Raw genomic sequence first — 14,956 nt, 5'->3', positions numbered from 1 at the left:
CCCATAATCTAAATCAAACCCGCCGCCCCCGGTTTGTGCCGGTGTGAAAAACCCCCACCCCCCCGCCCGCCGGGGCCCCGGGGCCCCCGCCCCCCGCCGGGCCCCGGGCGCCCCTGTCTTGCTGTTGGCGGTGCGTAGGTGTTTTTGGGGTGCACGCGCGCGTGAGTGGTTGTTTTGCGGTTCTCCTCGGTTTTCTGGGCTCCTAGGGAGGGCCGTTTTCGGTTGCCGCAGGGCTACGGGCGGTGCCTTGTCATGCGGGATGCCGAGGTGATGGTGGAGCGGGCCTCGCGTTCGGTGAGACCGGTGCGGACGGCGGCGTCGACCAGGGCTTCGGTGAGGTCCGGGCCGAGGCCGTTCTCGTAGGCGCGGCAGGCGGCCCAGAAGAGGCGGGTGTTGCGCTGGCCTTCGTGGGCGGCGAGGACGAACTGGACGAGGCCCTGGCCGTGTTGGCCCGCCGAGGCGGGGCCGGCGGCGTGGCGGCCGGTGCGCGGCGGCGGCAGGAGGAGCTGCAGAAGGGACGGCGGGCAGGCGGCGGGTGCCAGGTGGGCGGTGCCCGGGGCCGTGCTGTAGGCGCCGTGTTCGGTGCGTGAGCCGGGGCCCACGAGGTAGCCGCCGGCGCCGCGGATGTCGATTCCGGGTGCCAGGCGGCCCGCCGAGTTGGGGACGACGACGTCGGGCGGGCCACTCAGCCAGACATGGCGGCCGCCGCTGGGGGTCAGCACGACGACCGTCTCGGGGATCGTGAACAGGTGGCGCAGGGCCAGTTCCCGGAGCGCCGCGGACGAGTCCGTACCCGATTTGGTGTCGAGGTCGATGCCGATCAGGCGATGCGGGTCCAGCCCGCAGGCGATGCCGTAGCCGGTGGCCCAGGGAGCGGCGGCGAAGAGCTCTCGGATGCGTATGGGGTCGATCGAGGCGTCGTACACCCCGTGTCCGAAGCGGCCGCACTCGCCGTGGCAGAGCGGGGCCGTGGGGTCGTCGCGGTGCGGGGAGCGCAGTGCCGGAAGTTTGGTTCGGGACAGCGGGATGACGGCCAGTCCGCGTTCGGCGGCTGACAGGGCGTGTGCGAGGGCCAGCGTCGTGGCCTGCCGGTCGATGGTGGCCATGACTCCATGTTCGTACGAGTGTTCGAAAAAGGGAAGAGGTGCTCCGGGGGTGGGGTGAAGGAGGGCCGGGCCGGGAGGGGTGGAAACCGGCCCCGTGGGATTGGCTGAAAAGGTGCCGGAACGCTTCGTCCCTTGCGGCGTATGGGATTGAGTCGCCCGCGCCGCCCTGATCTGCGGTTTTGGTCGCGTGAAGGGGGTTTATCGACATGTCCTCACGCTTGCGAGCGAATAGTGCCTTCCGGGGTGGTTCGCCGGGGATTCGGTGGGCAATTCTGATCTCGCGACGTTGTGACAGACACCGAGGCGGTCGGCCAACTGCCTTGGAACAAGCCGTACTCAGCCGGTCCTGGCCGGTGCGAACTTCCGCTTCTGGAGGAAAAGACATGGCAAGCATCCGTACCGCCCGCCTTCTCGCCGCCGCGGCAGCCCTGCCGCTCGCCGCCGCCCTCTTCACGGGCGTTGCGGCGGCCGACAACGGCGCCTTCGCGGACAACGGATCGAACGCGGCCGTGGCGAACGTCGTCGGCAGCGGTGTCGGTGGCGACAACTACGGGACCTCGTCCACGACTCAGCAGCAGGCCGTCGGCTCCGGTGCCTCGAACCAGAGCAACACGGCCCAGGTGAACGGTTCCGCGTTCACGGCCATCGACCAGTCGAACGAGAACATCGCCGTCAACTTCACCGAGCTCTGGTGAGCCGGCGGCTGCCGGGGACTGGAGACCCCCGGCGGTCGTACGCCTCCTCAGTGGGGTGCTTTGTGGGGTGGTAACACGTCTGCGCGGCGGCACTTGGGTGCCGCCGCGCAGACGTTTCCGCATGTATGCCGGGCGGGCGATCGTGACCCCGGCGGTCGAGGTCCGTGACCTTGACAGTCCCACTCATCTGACGGACAGTCAGAAACCCTTGTTCGTACGAGGTCCGGGAGGGCCGTCGTCGTGCATCTCGCCCCCACCGAGCGCCAGCGACGACTGCGCGCCGAACTCCGTACGTACTTCCGGGACCTGATGCCGGACGGACCGCCGGTGCCTGGGGACCCTGTTGCGCCGGGTGCCTCGGACCGGCAGCGGGCGCTGTTGCGCCGGATCGGTGCCGACGGGTGGCTGGGGCTCGGCTGGCCCGTCGCCTACGGGGGTCAGGGACGCGGCGCCGACGAGCAGTTCGTCTTCTTCGACGAGGCTTACCGGGCCGGCGCTCCGGTCTCCATGGTCACGCTCAACACGGTCGGGCCGACGCTCATGAAGTACGGGACCGAGGAACAGAAGGACTACTTCCTGCCGCGGATCCTGCGCGGGGAACTCGTGTTCGCGATCGGGTACAGCGAGCCGTCCGCGGGGACGGACCTGGCGTCGCTGCGGACCCGGGCCGTGCGGGTGGAGGGCGAGAGCAGCCCTGCGGGCGAGCAGAGCCCCGGCGGTGCCGGGCGTGGAGGGTGGCCGACTCCGCGTGGCGGCGCTGACTGGCTCGTCGACGGGCAGAAGGTGTTCACCTCCAACGCCCAGCAGGCCGACTGGATCTGGCTCGCCTGCCGTACGGACCCCGACGCGCCGAAGCACAAGGGGATCTCGATCCTGCTCGTGCCCACCGACGCCCCCGGGTTCTCGTGGACGCCGATCGCGACGGTGGGCGGGCTCACCACGACAGCCACTTACTACGACGGTATCCGGGTCCCGGCGGCCAACCTCGTCGGTGAGGAGAACGGCGGCTGGGGGCTCATCACCAATCAGCTCAATCACGAACGGGTCGCGCTCGCGGCGATCGGCATGCAGGCCGAGGACTTCTACGCGGCCGCACTGGCTGCCGCCCGCACACCCGATCCAGTGACCGGTCGGCGCAGGGTTGACGAGCCGTGGGTGCGGTCGAGGCTGGCCGAAGTGCATGCCCGGCTGACGGCAACACGCCTGCTCAACTGGCGTTTGGTGGGTGATGTGGGGGCGGGCCGGCTGGCACCCGGCGATGCGAGCGGCGTGAAAGTGGTGGGAACCGAATCGGCGGTCGCGGTGTACCGAATGTGTCAGGAAGTCGTCGGATCGGACGCGCTGGTCCGTTCCGGATCGCCGGGTGTGTTCGGGGACGGCGAGCTGGAGCGGATGAACAGAGCGGCTCAGGTCAACACGTTCGGGGGCGGGGTGAGCGAGGTGCAGCGGGAGATCGTGGCGACCATGCGGCTCGGGATGACCAGGGGGCGGCGATGAGCGAGCGGGAGGTTCAGGGCGCGGAGGGGGCGACGGCTCTGGGCGGGGGCGGCGAGTACGAGGACGTGTTCGCGCGGGCGAAGGCGTACGAGGGCCAGGCGGCGGCAGTCGGGGGTGTGGGCAAGGACCTGGTCAACGAGCCGATGATCCGGCACTGGTGCGAGGCGATGGGAGACACGAACCCGGCGTACGCGGGGGCGGACGCCACAGCGCCGCCCACCATGCTCCAGGCGTGGACGATGGGGGGCCTCTCCGGGCACGCGGGGCGTTCCGAGGCGTACTACGAACTGCTCGGGCTGCTCGACGACGCCGGGTACACCTCGGTGGTCGCCACCGACTGCGAGCAGGAGTATCTGCGGCCGCTGCGGCCCGGGGACGCGATCACCTTCGACGCGGTGATCGAGTCGGTCTCCGAGCGCAAGACGACCAAGCTGGGCACGGGGTACTTCGTCACGACTCGGATGGATGTCCGCGTGGGTGGCCGGACAGTGGGGACACACCGGTTCCGGATCCTGAAGTACGTGCCCGCGGTCCGGAGAAGGAGTGCACCGAAGGCGGAGGGGGCGGCTGCGGTTTCGAAGACAGCGGTGGCTGCCGAGGTCCCACCGCCCAAGCGGCCCCGCCCTGTCGTCAATCGGGACAACGCCGGCTTCTGGGAGGGCGTGTCCCGGCACCAGCTGCTCATACAGCGCTGCGACGGATGCGGGACGCTGCGTTTCCCCTGGCTGCCGGGGTGCAACGCGTGTGGCTGCCCGGACTGGGACACGGTCGAGGCGGGCGGCGAGGGGACCGTCTACTCGTACGTGGTGATGCACCATCCGCCCTTCCCGGCCTTCGACCCTCCGTATGCGGTGGGGCTGATCGAGCTCGCCGAGGGCGTGCGGATGATCAGCAACGTGGTGGGAGTGCCGCACGACCGGGTGCGGATCGGGATGCCGGTCCGGCTGGAGTTCGAGCAGGTGGACGAGGAGTTGGAGCTGCCGGTCTTCCGGGCCGTCGAGAGGAGCGGGGGCTGACATGGACTTCACGCCCACGGAGGAGCAGGCGGCGGCCCGCGAGCTGGCTGCGCGGATCTTCGGCGACCTGTCCACCCACGAGCGGCTGACAGCCGCGGGCACCGGCAGCGACGCCGAGCTGTGGAAGGCGCTGTGCGAGGCCGGGCTGCCGGCCGCCGTCGAGGACATAGGGCTCCTCGGCCTGGTGCTCCTGCTGGAGGAACAGGGGCGGGCCACGGCCCAGGTGCCCTTCGCGGCGAGTTGTGTGTACGGGCTGCTGGCGGTGTCGGCCCATGGCTCGGCGGAGCAGCGGGAGCGGCTGCTGCCCGCGATCGGGGACGGGACGGTGGTCGTCACCGGCGCCCTGCCCGAAGCTGCCGTACGGGCGGGCGGATCCGGGGAGTTGAGCGGTGTGGTCCCCGTGGTGCCGTGGCTCCGCGATGCCACGCACGTCCTCGTCGCCGACGACGAGCACGGCCTGTGGCTCGTACGGACCGTCGACGCGCGGTGCGAGCCCGTCGAGCTGACAGCGCCCTGGTCGGCGGGACGGCTGACGCTGGACGGGACACCGGGCGAGCCGCTGGGCGGGCGCGAGCGGGTGGGCGGGCGGCTGGGTGGTTCCGACGCCGGCGTGGCGGGCCAGGGGGCGTACGACGACGTACTGGCCACCGCGCGCACCGCCTTCGCGGGGCTGCAGGCCGGGGTGTGCGCGGGCTCGGTGGCCCGGGCGGTCGATCACACCAACACCCGCGAGCAGTTCGGGAGACCGCTCGCGACCAAGCAGGGGGTACAACTCCGGGCGGCCGACGCGTACATGGACACCGAGGCGATACGGGTCACGGCCTACGAAGCGGCCTGGCGGCGGGACGAGGGGCTGGACTACGCCACGCACGCGTTGACCGCGGCCTGGTGGGCGTCGGAGGCGGGGTCCCGAGTGGTGCACGCGGGCCAGCATCTGCACGGCGGTACGGGGGCCGACCTCGACCATCCCGTGCACCGGCACTTCCTGTGGGGGCGGCAGTTGGACGCGTATCTGGGATGCGGGAGCGAAGTGCTCCAGGAACTGGGGGAGTTGATCGTGCACGGAGAGGGAGGCGCGTGAACACCGAGGCCGGGCCGGTGCGGGTGGGGGACGCCCTGCCGCCGCTGGAGATCGAGATCACCCGCACGCTCATCGTCGCCGGGGCGATCGCGTCGCGGGACTACCAGGACGTGCACCACGACGCGGAGCTCGCGCGGCAGAAGGGTTCGCCGGACATCTTCATGAACATCCTGACGACCAACGGGCTGGTCGGGCGCTACATCACGGACCGGTTCGGACCCCGGTCCGTGCTGCGGAGGGTCGCGATCAGGCTGGGTGCGCCCAACTACCCCGGCGACACGATGGTGTTGACCGGCACGGTGGAGGAGGTCGAGGGCGACACGGCGACGGTCAGGGTGGTGGGGGCCAACGGCATCGGCAGACATGTCACAGGGACCGTCACGGTCACTGTCCCCGGAGCCGATGGTGCTGATGGGGCCGGTGGGGCCGATGGGGCCCGTGGAGCTGAGGGCTTTGAGGGAGCCGAGAGCGCCGTGGTCCACGAGGCGGGGAGTCGGCCATGAGCGTACGGACGAGGGACGCGCTCGGCGGGCGGGCGGCGATCGTCGGGATCGGGGCCACCGAGTTCTCCAAGGATTCGGGGCGCAGCGAGCTGCGGCTGGCCGTCGAGGCGGTGCGGGCCGCGCTCGACGACGCGGGGCTCACACCGGCCGACGTGGACGGGATGGTGACGTTCACGATGGACACTAGCCCGGAGATCACCGTCGCCCAGGCGGCCGGCATGGGCGAGCTGTCCTTCTTCTCGCGGATCCACTACGGCGGAGGCGCGGCCTGCGCGACCGTCCAGCAGGCGGCTCTGGCCGTGGCCACGGGCGTGGCCGAGGTGGTGGTCTGCTACCGGGCGTTCAATGAGCGGTCGGGACGGAGATTCGGTTCGGGGGTGCAGCGGCGCGAGCCGTCGGCCGAGGGCGCGGCGCTCGGCTGGTCGCTGCCTTTCGGACTGCTCACGCCCGCGTCCTGGGTGGCGATGGCGGCTCAGCGCTATCTGCACACGTACGGACTGACGCCCGAGGCGTTCGGGCAGGTCGCGGTCGTCGACCGGAAGTACGCGGCGACCAACCCGGCGGCGTACTTCCACGGCAAACCGATCACCCTCGCCGACCATGCCGCGTCGCGGTGGATCGTCGAGCCGCTGCGGCTGCTGGACTGCTGTCAGGAGACCGACGGCGGTCAGGCCCTGGTCGTCACCTCGGTGGAGCGGGCGCGTGACCTGCCGCATCCGCCCGCCGTGATCACCGCGGCCGCCCAGGGCGCGGGACGCGCTCAGGAACAGATGACCAGCTTCTACCGGGACGACCTGACGGGGCTGCCGGAGATGGGCGTGGTGGCACGGCAGCTCTGGCGCACGTCCGGGCTGACGCCGGCCGGAATAGACGTGGGGATCCTGTACGACCACTTCACACCGTTCGTGCTGACGCAGCTGGAGGAGTTCGGGTTCTGCAAGCCGGGCGAGGCCGCGGACTTCGTCGCCGAGGAGCGGCTGCCGTTGAACACGCACGGGGGGCAGCTCGGGGAGGCGTACCTGCACGGGATGAACGGTGTGGCGGAAGGCGTACGACAGCTCCGGGGCACGTCCGTGAACCAGATACCGGGGGCCCGCCGCGTACTGGTGACGGCGGGGACGGGCGTCCCCACATCGGGGTTGATCCTGGGCTCGGACGATCGGGGCTGATGCTGGGGCGGTGCGGATGGCCGGGGCGCTTGTCCGGGTCGGGCGAAGCGGGTGACCGTGGTGCGTGCCCGGGCCGAGCGGGGTGTATGTCCAGGCCGTGCGGCCGGAGCGGGGCCGTCGTTCGTCACTTGAGTCACCCACCGTTGCGACCCGCCGTACGCGACTCCCCGTATGCGTCGGCCCGGTCTCAGCGCGGTGCTGGCGGTACTGGCAGTGCCGGCGGTGTCGGCGGTGTCAGCGCGGCCTCGGCCGGGTCCCGGCGCAGCCCAAGGCGCTTGCTTTCGCGCTCGGCGAGTGCTCCGGCGTACCCTCCGGGAGCGCTGGTGGAGTGCGGTCGTACTACTCCCGCATCATTCCGGGGTCCGGGCTACTGCCGGCGGAGCCGTCTCTCAGGGGTGAACCCTCAGGGGGCCGGGGCCCGGCGTCCACCTTCAGTAGGTGGGGCCAGCCCCCCTCCTACAACCTGAGGCGGACACGGCTTCGGGACCTGCGGCCGATCCGCTGGAGTAGGGGGCGCTCCTAGCGTGGAGCCATGACCACAACCGTCTGCACCAGCGCTTCGAATGCGGCGACGCGGACCCTTGCGTACCCGTCGTTCTCCTCGTACGTCAAGGCCCGCCAACCAGTGCTGCTGCGCACCGCTCGCTCGCTGACCGCGAACCCGAGCGACGCGGAGGACCTGCTGCAGACCGCACTCACGAAGACGTATGTCGCGTGGGAGCGGATCGAGGACCACCGGGCCCTCGACGGCTATGTACGGCGCGCGTTGCTGAACACGCGGACGTCGCAGTGGCGGAAGCGGAAGGTCGACGAGTTCGCGTGCGACGAGCTGCCGGAGCCGGAGGCTCCGCCGGCCGGGGACCCGGCGGAACAGCAGGCGCTGCACGACGCGATGTGGCGCGCGATCATGAAGCTGCCTGCGCGGCAGAGGGCGATGGTCGTCCTGAGGTACTACGAGGACCTGAGCGAGGCGCAGACGGCGGACGTACTGGGAGTGTCGATCGGTACGGTCAAGTCGGCCGTGTCGCGTGCGCTGGGCAAGCTTCGCGAGGACCCTGAGCTGGGTCCCGTGCGCTGATCGGTGCAGCCGAGCAGTGCGGGGCAAGCACACTGCTCACGTCGGGGCAAGGAATCCCGCCGTGACGTGATCGATCATCCCGGAGTAGTGACATACCGCGCGGTATGTGAGCAGAATCAGCCCAACCCTTACTACCGCGTAGGCAATGTCGCCCCCGGGAGGACGCCGTGCTGAGCACGATGCAGGACGTACCGCTGCTGATCTCGAGGATCCTGACCCACGGGTCGACGATCCACGGTTCATCTCAGGTGATCACCTGGACCGGTGAGGGCGAGCCGCAGAGGCGCTCGTTCGCTGAGATCGGAGGGCGGGCGGCACGGCTGGCGCACGCGCTGCGTGACGACCTCGGAGTCCGGGACGACGACCGGGTCGCGACGCTGATGTGGAACAACGCCGAGCACGTCGAGGCGTACTACGCGATCCCCGCCATGGGCGCGATCCTCCACACGCTCAACCTTCGGCTGCCGCCCGAGCAGCTCGTCTGGATCGTCAACCACGCCGCCGACCGCGTGGTCGTCGCCAACGGTTCGCTGCTTCCGCTGCTCGCGCCGCTGCTGCCCCACCTCAAGACCATCGAGCACGTGGTGGTCTCCGGCCCCGGCGACCGTTCGCTGCTGGACGGGGCGACGGTCCAGGTGCACGAGTACGAGGACCTGATCGCCGGCAAGCCGGAGAGCTACGACTGGCCCGAGCTGGACGAGCGCCAGGCCGCGGCCATGTGCTACACCTCCGGCACGACCGGCGACCCGAAGGGTGTCATCTACTCCCACCGGTCGATCTACCTGCACTCGATGCAGGTCAACATGGCGCAGTCCATGGGCCTGACCGACGCGGACACCTCCCTCGTCGTCGTTCCGCAGTTCCATGTGAACGCCTGGGGGCTGCCGCACGCGATGTTCATGACCGGCGTGAACGTGCTGATGCCGGACCGTTTCCTCCAGCCCGCCCCGCTCGCCGAGATGATCGAGAGCCAGCGCCCGACGCATGCGGCCGCCGTCCCGACCATCTGGCAGGGCCTGCTCGCGGAGCTCAGGGCCAAGCCCCGTGACGTGAGTTCGCTGACCCAGGTCACCATCGGCGGCTCCGCCTGTCCCCCGGCCCTGATGAAGGCCTTCGATGAGCTCGGCATGCGCGTCTGCCACGCCTGGGGCATGACGGAGACCTCCCCGCTCGGCACGATCGCGCGCCCTCCGGCCCAAGTGGTGGGCACGGACGAGGAGTTCGCGTACCGCCTCACGCAGGGCCGTTTCCCGGCGAGCGTCGAAGCCCGGCTGACCGGCCCCGGCGGCGAGCGGCTGCCGTGGGACGGCGAGTCGGCGGGCGAGCTGGAGGTGCGCGGCCCCTGGATCGCGGGCGCGTACTACGGCGGCCAGGGCGCCGAAGTCCTGCGCCCCGCCGACAAGTTCAGCGAGGACGGCTGGCTCAAGACCGGCGACGTCGGCACGATCAGCACCGATGGATTCCTGACCCTCACCGACCGCGCCAAGGACGTCATCAAGTCCGGCGGAGAGTGGATCTCCTCGGTGGACCTGGAGAACGCGCTCATGGCCCACCCGGACGTCACCGAGGCCGCTGTCGTCGCCGTCCCGGACGACAAGTGGGGTGAACGTCCGCTCGCCACCGTCGTGTTGAAGGAAGGCGCCGGCGCCGACTTCGAGTCCCTGCGGTCGTTCCTCGCGGGCGAGGGCAAGATCGCCAAGTGGCAGCTTCCCGAGCGCTGGACGATCATCGAGTCGGTACCGAAGACGAGCGTGGGCAAGTTCGACAAGAAGGTGCTGCGCAGGCAGTACGCGGCGGGCGAGTTGGACGTGACCCAGATCTGACGGTCATCAAGGGCGGCGAGCGATAGCCTTCTGTTCGCATTTAGGTCGGTACGTGAGTTGGGGCGTTGTTTCACGTGAAACAACGCCCCAACTCACGTATGAGCACGTGCACTTCTCACGGAACCACCGCTGCGGGCAGGGCGGACGCTCAGTTTGTGCCGATGCGCGCCAGCAGGTCCACGATCCGGCCCTGCACCTCGGTACTCGTCGACCGCTCCGCGAGGAACAGCACCGTCTCCCCCGCCGCGAGGCGCGGCAGTTCGGTCGGGTCGACGGCGGCCGTGTAGACGACGAGCGGGGTGCGGTTGAGCTGGCCGTTCGCACGCAGCCAGTCGACGATTCCGGCACGTCGGCGACGTACCTGCATCAGGTCCATCACGACCAGGTTCGGCCGCATCTGCGTGGCCAGCGTGACGGCGTCCTCGTCCGACGAGGCGCGTGCGACCTGCATTCCGCGCCGCTCCAGCGTCGAGGTCAGCGCCAGCGCGATCTCCGCGTGCTCCTCGATGAGCAGGACGCGCGGCGGGTGCTGCTCGCTGTCACGCGGGGCGAGGGCCTTGAGGAGTACGGCCGGGTCCGCGCCGTACGCCGCCTCACGCGTCGCCTGGCCGAGGCCCGCCGTCACCAGGACCGGGACCTCGGCGGCGACGGCGGCCTGGCGCAGCGACTGGAGCGCCGTGCGCGTGATCGGACCGGTGAGCGGGTCCACGAAGAGCGCGGCTGGGAAGGCGGCGATCTGCGCGTCGACCTCCTCGCGCGAGTGCACGATGACGGGCCGGTAGCCACGGTCGCTCAGCGCCTGCTGGGTGGTGATGTCCGGCGCGGGCCAGACCAGCAGCCGGCGCGGGTTGTCGAGCGGCTCCGGGGGCAGCTCGTCGTCCATCGGCTGCGGATGCGGCTGGTTCGCGACCTCGACCGCACCGCCGGGGCCGTCGAGCGGCTCTGGACCCTCGTCGGCGTTCTGGTCGGGAGCTCCTATGGCGTACGAACGGCCGGTGCCCTCGGTCGTGTTGGCCAGCCGTGACTGTGATCCCCCACCCTGCGGGTGCGGGCGGGCCGCCGGGTCCGTCTGCTCGGCGGCGTCGGCGACGGGATCGGGGCGGGTGCCGAGCTTACGACGCCGCCCGGAGCCGTTGGTCGCGTGCGGGGGAGGCGTGGGCGCCTGGGGCTGCGGAGCGGCTTGGGCCTGCGGCTGGGCTTGGACCTGAGCTTGAGCCTGCGATTGTGCCTGCGACTGTGCCTGCGACTGGGCCTGAGGAATCGGCTGGGGCGTCTGGGACGAGGGCCGGCTCGGCCGGGGCTGCTGCGCGTCCGTCATACGGCGCCCGAACGGGACGCCCTGCCCGAGCGTACGGACGCTGAAGGCGCGGCCCTGAGTCGAGTTGGGGTCGACAGGAGGCGCCGCGGCCTCGGCGGGGAGCGGCTGGGCGGCACGGGGCTGCTCCGGGGCAGGCGCGGGCTCCGGGTCCGCCGGTCCGTCGGCCGTACCCGGCCAGGGCTGACCCGCCGCACCGGCCTCCTGCTGTACGGGGACCCCGGCGCCGGAGGTGTCGGCCGCACCGGGCCAAGGCTGCTGTGCCGCGGCCGCAGCCCCACCCCCGTCCGCGGGGGTCTGAGACGGCTGCTGCTGGGCGTTCTGTGCGGGGGCCTGGGCGCTCTGGGCTGACGCAGCGGCGGCCGGGACTCCACCGGGGCCGATGGCTCCCGCGGGGCCCGCCGCACCGGCCGGAGCGGCCTGGCCCGGGACGGCCTGCGGCGGGAGGGGGAGCGCCTGCCCCGGGGCACCCGGTTGAGGCATGCCCTGCGGAGGAACGGCCTGCCCGGGAACGGGACCGCCGGGAACGGCCTGGGCGGGGGCGCCCTGACCGGGGCTTCCCTGGATTCCCTGGGCGGGCACGGCGACGGGCAGGGGCTGCCCGGAAGCAGCCTGCGGCGCCATGCCCTCACCGGGTACGCCCTGCGCCTGAGGCAGCTGTCCGGGCAACGGCAGTGCCTGCCCGGGAACGCCCTGTACGGGGCCCAGTTGCGCGGGCATCCCCTGCCCAGGAGCTGCTTGTCCAGGAGTCCCCTGTACAGGAACTGGCTGCCCAGGAACCCCCTGACCCGGGACCGCCACGGCCTGCCCCGGCGCGGCGGGCGCACCCTGCACACCCGGGGCCTGGGGCTGGGCCTGGGGAGCACCCTGTGCCGGGGCCATCTGCCCGGGAACTCCCGGCGCCCCAGTGGCGGTGACCGCTTCGAGCTCGCCCGCCGCCTGCCGAGCCCGTCGACGCCCGCTGGGCGCCTGCAACGGATGAGGCTGGGGCGGGGTGTGATCGTCGGCCGCGTTGTGCGACGCCACGTCGTGGCGCCCGTCGTCGGCCTGGGCGGGAGCGTGTCCGAGCGCAGCCTGACTGAGAGCCGGCTGACCGACGGGTGCTTGGGCGAGGGCTGCCTGGCCGTGCTGGCCGTGGGCCTCGGCCTGCTGGGCGGCGTACTCGGGAGAGCGGTCCGCCTCGGCCGGCGGGAGCGCGAACACCGCGCGCGGCCCCGCCTCCTGCGCCGCCGCACGCTCGGCCGCGGCGGCCAGCGCACGCCGACGCCGCCCCGTCGGCTGAGGCGCGCCACCACTGGCGTCCGCGACCGCACCCGAGTCCGGGGCGGGCGAAGGCGCCGCGGGCAATGCCGCCGGCAGCGCCTGCCGTTCGCCGTCCCGTCGCGCTCGCCGTCCACCGGCGGGCACGGGCACGCCCTGCGGAGGCACGGTCTGCCCCAGCCCCGTGGCAGCGGCACCGGCCGCATGCTCGGCGGCGGTCACGACCGCGCCCTCGGAGACGCCGTCACCCTCGGCCGGACTGGGCCGCCCTCGCCGCCGCCCGGTCCCGCCGGAACCCTCGGTGCCGCCCTCGTCGGCCGAGACCTGAGCGGGAAGCGCGAGCTGAGCCCCGCCCCCGCCACTGTCCCCGGCAGCGCGCCTGCGCCGCCCGGTGGGCACGGCCGTCTCCGTCGGGGGCCCGACCTCGCTCTCCAGGAAGGCGTCGACGGAAGCCCGCCGGGCCCGCCGTCGCCCCCCGCCCTGCGGCGAGGCCTGCTCGGGCAGCGCGACCGCGGAACCGACGCCGCCACCGCCCGGAGCGGAGCCCGGATCCACACCAGCGTCCGTACCCGTACCCGTACTCACGGCCACGGCCGTACCGGCGTCCGCACCGGGAGCCGGAACCGACCCGGCCCCGCCCCCGATCGGCACCTCCAGCACGAACGCGCTGCCGCTCATCCCGGGAACCTCGTGCGTCTGCAGCACCCCGCCGTGCGCGCGCACGATGCCCCGCACGATCGGCTCGTGCACCGGGTCTCCCCCGGTGTACGGCCCGCGCACCTCGATCCGTACGACCTCGCCGCGCTGCGCGGCCGCCACGACGACCGTGTTGTCCATGTAGCCGCCGGCCGAGACCGGCGCGTTGCCCGTGGAGTCGACGCCCGCGACGTCCGCGACGAGATGCGCGAGCGCGGTCGCGAGCCGCTGCGGGTCGACCTCGGCCTCGATGGGCGGCGCGTGCACGGCGAACTGCACCCGTCCGGGCCCGATCAGCTCGACCGCACCGTCGACACCGGCCGCGACGACGGCGTCCAGCATCACTTTCGTACGGGTGACCTCTTCGGTACCGGAGTCGAGGCGCTGGTAGGCGAGCACGTTGTCGACGAGCGTGGTGATGCGCGAATAGCCGGCCGAGAGGTGGTGCAGCACCTGGTTGGCCTCGGGCCACAACTGCCCGGCGTCGTCCGCGGCGAGGACCGACAGCTCGGTCCGCAGCTGGTCCAGCGGTCCGCGCAGGGAACGCCCGAGCACGGCGAGCAGCTGCTCGTGCCGCGCGGCCAGCGCCTCGTACCGGTCCTTCTCGCGCTCGGCGAGTGCCGCGTACCGGTCGTCGCCCGCGGCCAGCTCCTCCCCGTGCCGCTCACTCAGCTCGGCGAGCTGAGTGCCGTGCTCCTCCCGGAGCGCCGCCAGTTCCTTCGCGTGCTCCTCGGCGGCCCGTTCGAGTTCTTCCTGATGCCGCTGGGCCTCGGCGTCCTTCTCCTCGGCGAGCGAGTCGTACGGCCGGCGGTCCGTGAAGGTCATCACGGCCCCGACGAGCTGGTCACCGTCCCGTACGGGCGCGGTGGTCAGGTCGACGGGCACCTTGTCACCGCTCTTGGACCACAGGACCTGCCCGCGCACCCGGTGCTTGCGCCCGGAACGCAGGGTGTCGGCGAGCGGCGACTCCTCGTACGGGAAGGGCTCCCCGTCGGCGCGCGAGTGCAGCATCAGCGGGTGCAGTTCCTGCCCGCCCAGGTCGCTGGCCCGGAAACCCAGTATCTGAGCGGCGGCCGGATTGACGAGAACGACGCGTCCCTCGGTGTCCGTTCCCACGACACCCTCGGCGGCGGCCCGCAGGATCATCTCCGTCTGCCGCTGCGAACGGGCGAGCTCCGCCTCGGTGTCGACGGTGCCGGAGAGATCGCGTACGACGAGCATCAGCAGCTCATCGCTGGTGTAGCCGTAACCGTCGTACGCCTGCTGACCGTTCTCCAGGTTCGCGCTGGTGACCTCGACCGGGAACTCGCTGCCGTCGGTGCGGCGGGCGATCATCCGGGTGGGCCTGGTGCGGCCGCTCTCGTCGACGGTGTCGGGCCGCCGCATGGTGCCGGGGATGAGCCGGGAGTCGAACTGCGGCAGCAGATCCAGCAGTCCGCGACCGACCAGCGCCGTGCCCGGGGCCTCGAAGGCCTCCAGGGCGATGGTGTTGGCGTTGACGACCGTTCCATTGGCGTTGACCAGCACCAACGCATCGGGAAGCGCGTCGAGTATGGCTGCGAGGCGAGCAGCGCCTCGGGATGGCCTGCTGCTCACGAGACGCTTCCTCCCTGTTACCGCACCTTGCCGACCGCGGGTGCCATCTTGCCAACCGGTCCGCGACGTGTCACGCGAGGGAGTCTACGGGCAGTGGTTGCGCTCGCGGCGCCGGATGAGA

At 71.8% G+C, this 14,956-nt stretch carries 9 protein-coding genes and 1 pseudogene; 8 read left to right on the top strand and 2 right to left on the bottom strand.

The window, feature by feature from the left end; all coding sequences use genetic code 11:
* Nucleotides 1-233: 233 nt before the first annotated feature.
* The gene (locus tag ACFWXQ_RS22700; RefSeq protein ID WP_383957419.1) at nucleotides 234-1,106 is read right to left on the bottom strand and encodes a bifunctional DNA primase/polymerase; all 873 of its coding nucleotides are present in this window, start codon (nucleotides 1,104-1,106) and stop codon (nucleotides 234-236) included.
* Nucleotides 1,107-1,489: 383 nt separating this feature from the next.
* Here ACFWXQ_RS22700 and ACFWXQ_RS22695 point away from each other — a divergent pair, with 383 nt between their 5' ends.
* From ACFWXQ_RS22695 to ACFWXQ_RS22660, 8 genes and pseudogenes are all read left to right on the top strand, one after another.
* Entirely contained in the window at nucleotides 1,490-1,801 is a 312-nt protein-coding gene (locus ACFWXQ_RS22695; protein WP_383957417.1) for a hypothetical protein, read from the top strand.
* Nucleotides 1,802-2,041: 240 nt separating this feature from the next.
* On the top strand, nucleotides 2,042-3,298 hold the full coding sequence (locus ACFWXQ_RS22690; RefSeq protein ID WP_383957431.1) for an acyl-CoA dehydrogenase family protein: 1,257 nt from the start codon (nucleotides 2,042-2,044) through the stop codon (nucleotides 3,296-3,298).
* Entirely contained in the window at nucleotides 3,295-4,314 is a 1,020-nt protein-coding gene (locus ACFWXQ_RS22685; protein WP_386268969.1) for a bifunctional MaoC family dehydratase N-terminal/OB-fold nucleic acid binding domain-containing protein, read from the top strand. The genes ACFWXQ_RS22690 and ACFWXQ_RS22685 overlap by 4 nt, the downstream gene beginning before the upstream one ends.
* 1 nt (nucleotide 4,315) lies before the next feature.
* A complete protein-coding gene (locus ACFWXQ_RS22680; RefSeq protein ID WP_383956053.1) occupies nucleotides 4,316-5,395 on the top strand; it encodes an acyl-CoA dehydrogenase family protein in 1,080 nt (359 codons plus the stop codon).
* Nucleotides 5,396-5,412: 17 nt separating this feature from the next.
* Nucleotides 5,413-5,793, top strand: a pseudogene (locus tag ACFWXQ_RS22675) (MaoC family dehydratase); the annotation flags it as partial.
* Nucleotides 5,794-5,894: 101 nt separating this feature from the next.
* Nucleotides 5,895-7,067, top strand: a complete 1,173-nt coding sequence (locus ACFWXQ_RS22670) for a lipid-transfer protein (protein WP_383956050.1) — start codon at nucleotides 5,895-5,897, stop codon at nucleotides 7,065-7,067.
* A gap of 532 nt (nucleotides 7,068-7,599) precedes the next feature.
* The gene (locus tag ACFWXQ_RS22665; RefSeq protein WP_143643394.1) at nucleotides 7,600-8,145 is read left to right on the top strand and encodes a SigE family RNA polymerase sigma factor; all 546 of its coding nucleotides are present in this window, start codon (nucleotides 7,600-7,602) and stop codon (nucleotides 8,143-8,145) included.
* 179 nt (nucleotides 8,146-8,324) lie between these two features.
* Complete coding sequence (locus ACFWXQ_RS22660) at nucleotides 8,325-9,968, top strand: long-chain fatty acid--CoA ligase (protein ID WP_383956059.1); 1,644 nt, start codon at nucleotides 8,325-8,327, stop codon at nucleotides 9,966-9,968.
* Between the two features lie 148 nt (nucleotides 9,969-10,116).
* Here the strand turns inward: ACFWXQ_RS22660 and ACFWXQ_RS22655 are convergent, their stop codons facing one another.
* On the bottom strand, nucleotides 10,117-14,835 hold the full coding sequence (locus ACFWXQ_RS22655) for a PAS domain-containing protein (RefSeq protein WP_383952099.1): 4,719 nt from the start codon (nucleotides 14,833-14,835) through the stop codon (nucleotides 10,117-10,119).
* Nucleotides 14,836-14,956: the final 121 nt, after the last annotated feature.

Origin of the sequence: Streptomyces sp. NPDC058697 (assembly GCF_042715345.1) — a bacterium.
GTDB classification, from domain to species: domain Bacteria; phylum Actinomycetota; class Actinomycetes; order Streptomycetales; family Streptomycetaceae; genus Streptomyces; species Streptomyces liliifuscus.
This window is presented reverse-complemented; position numbering and strand designations above follow the sequence as displayed.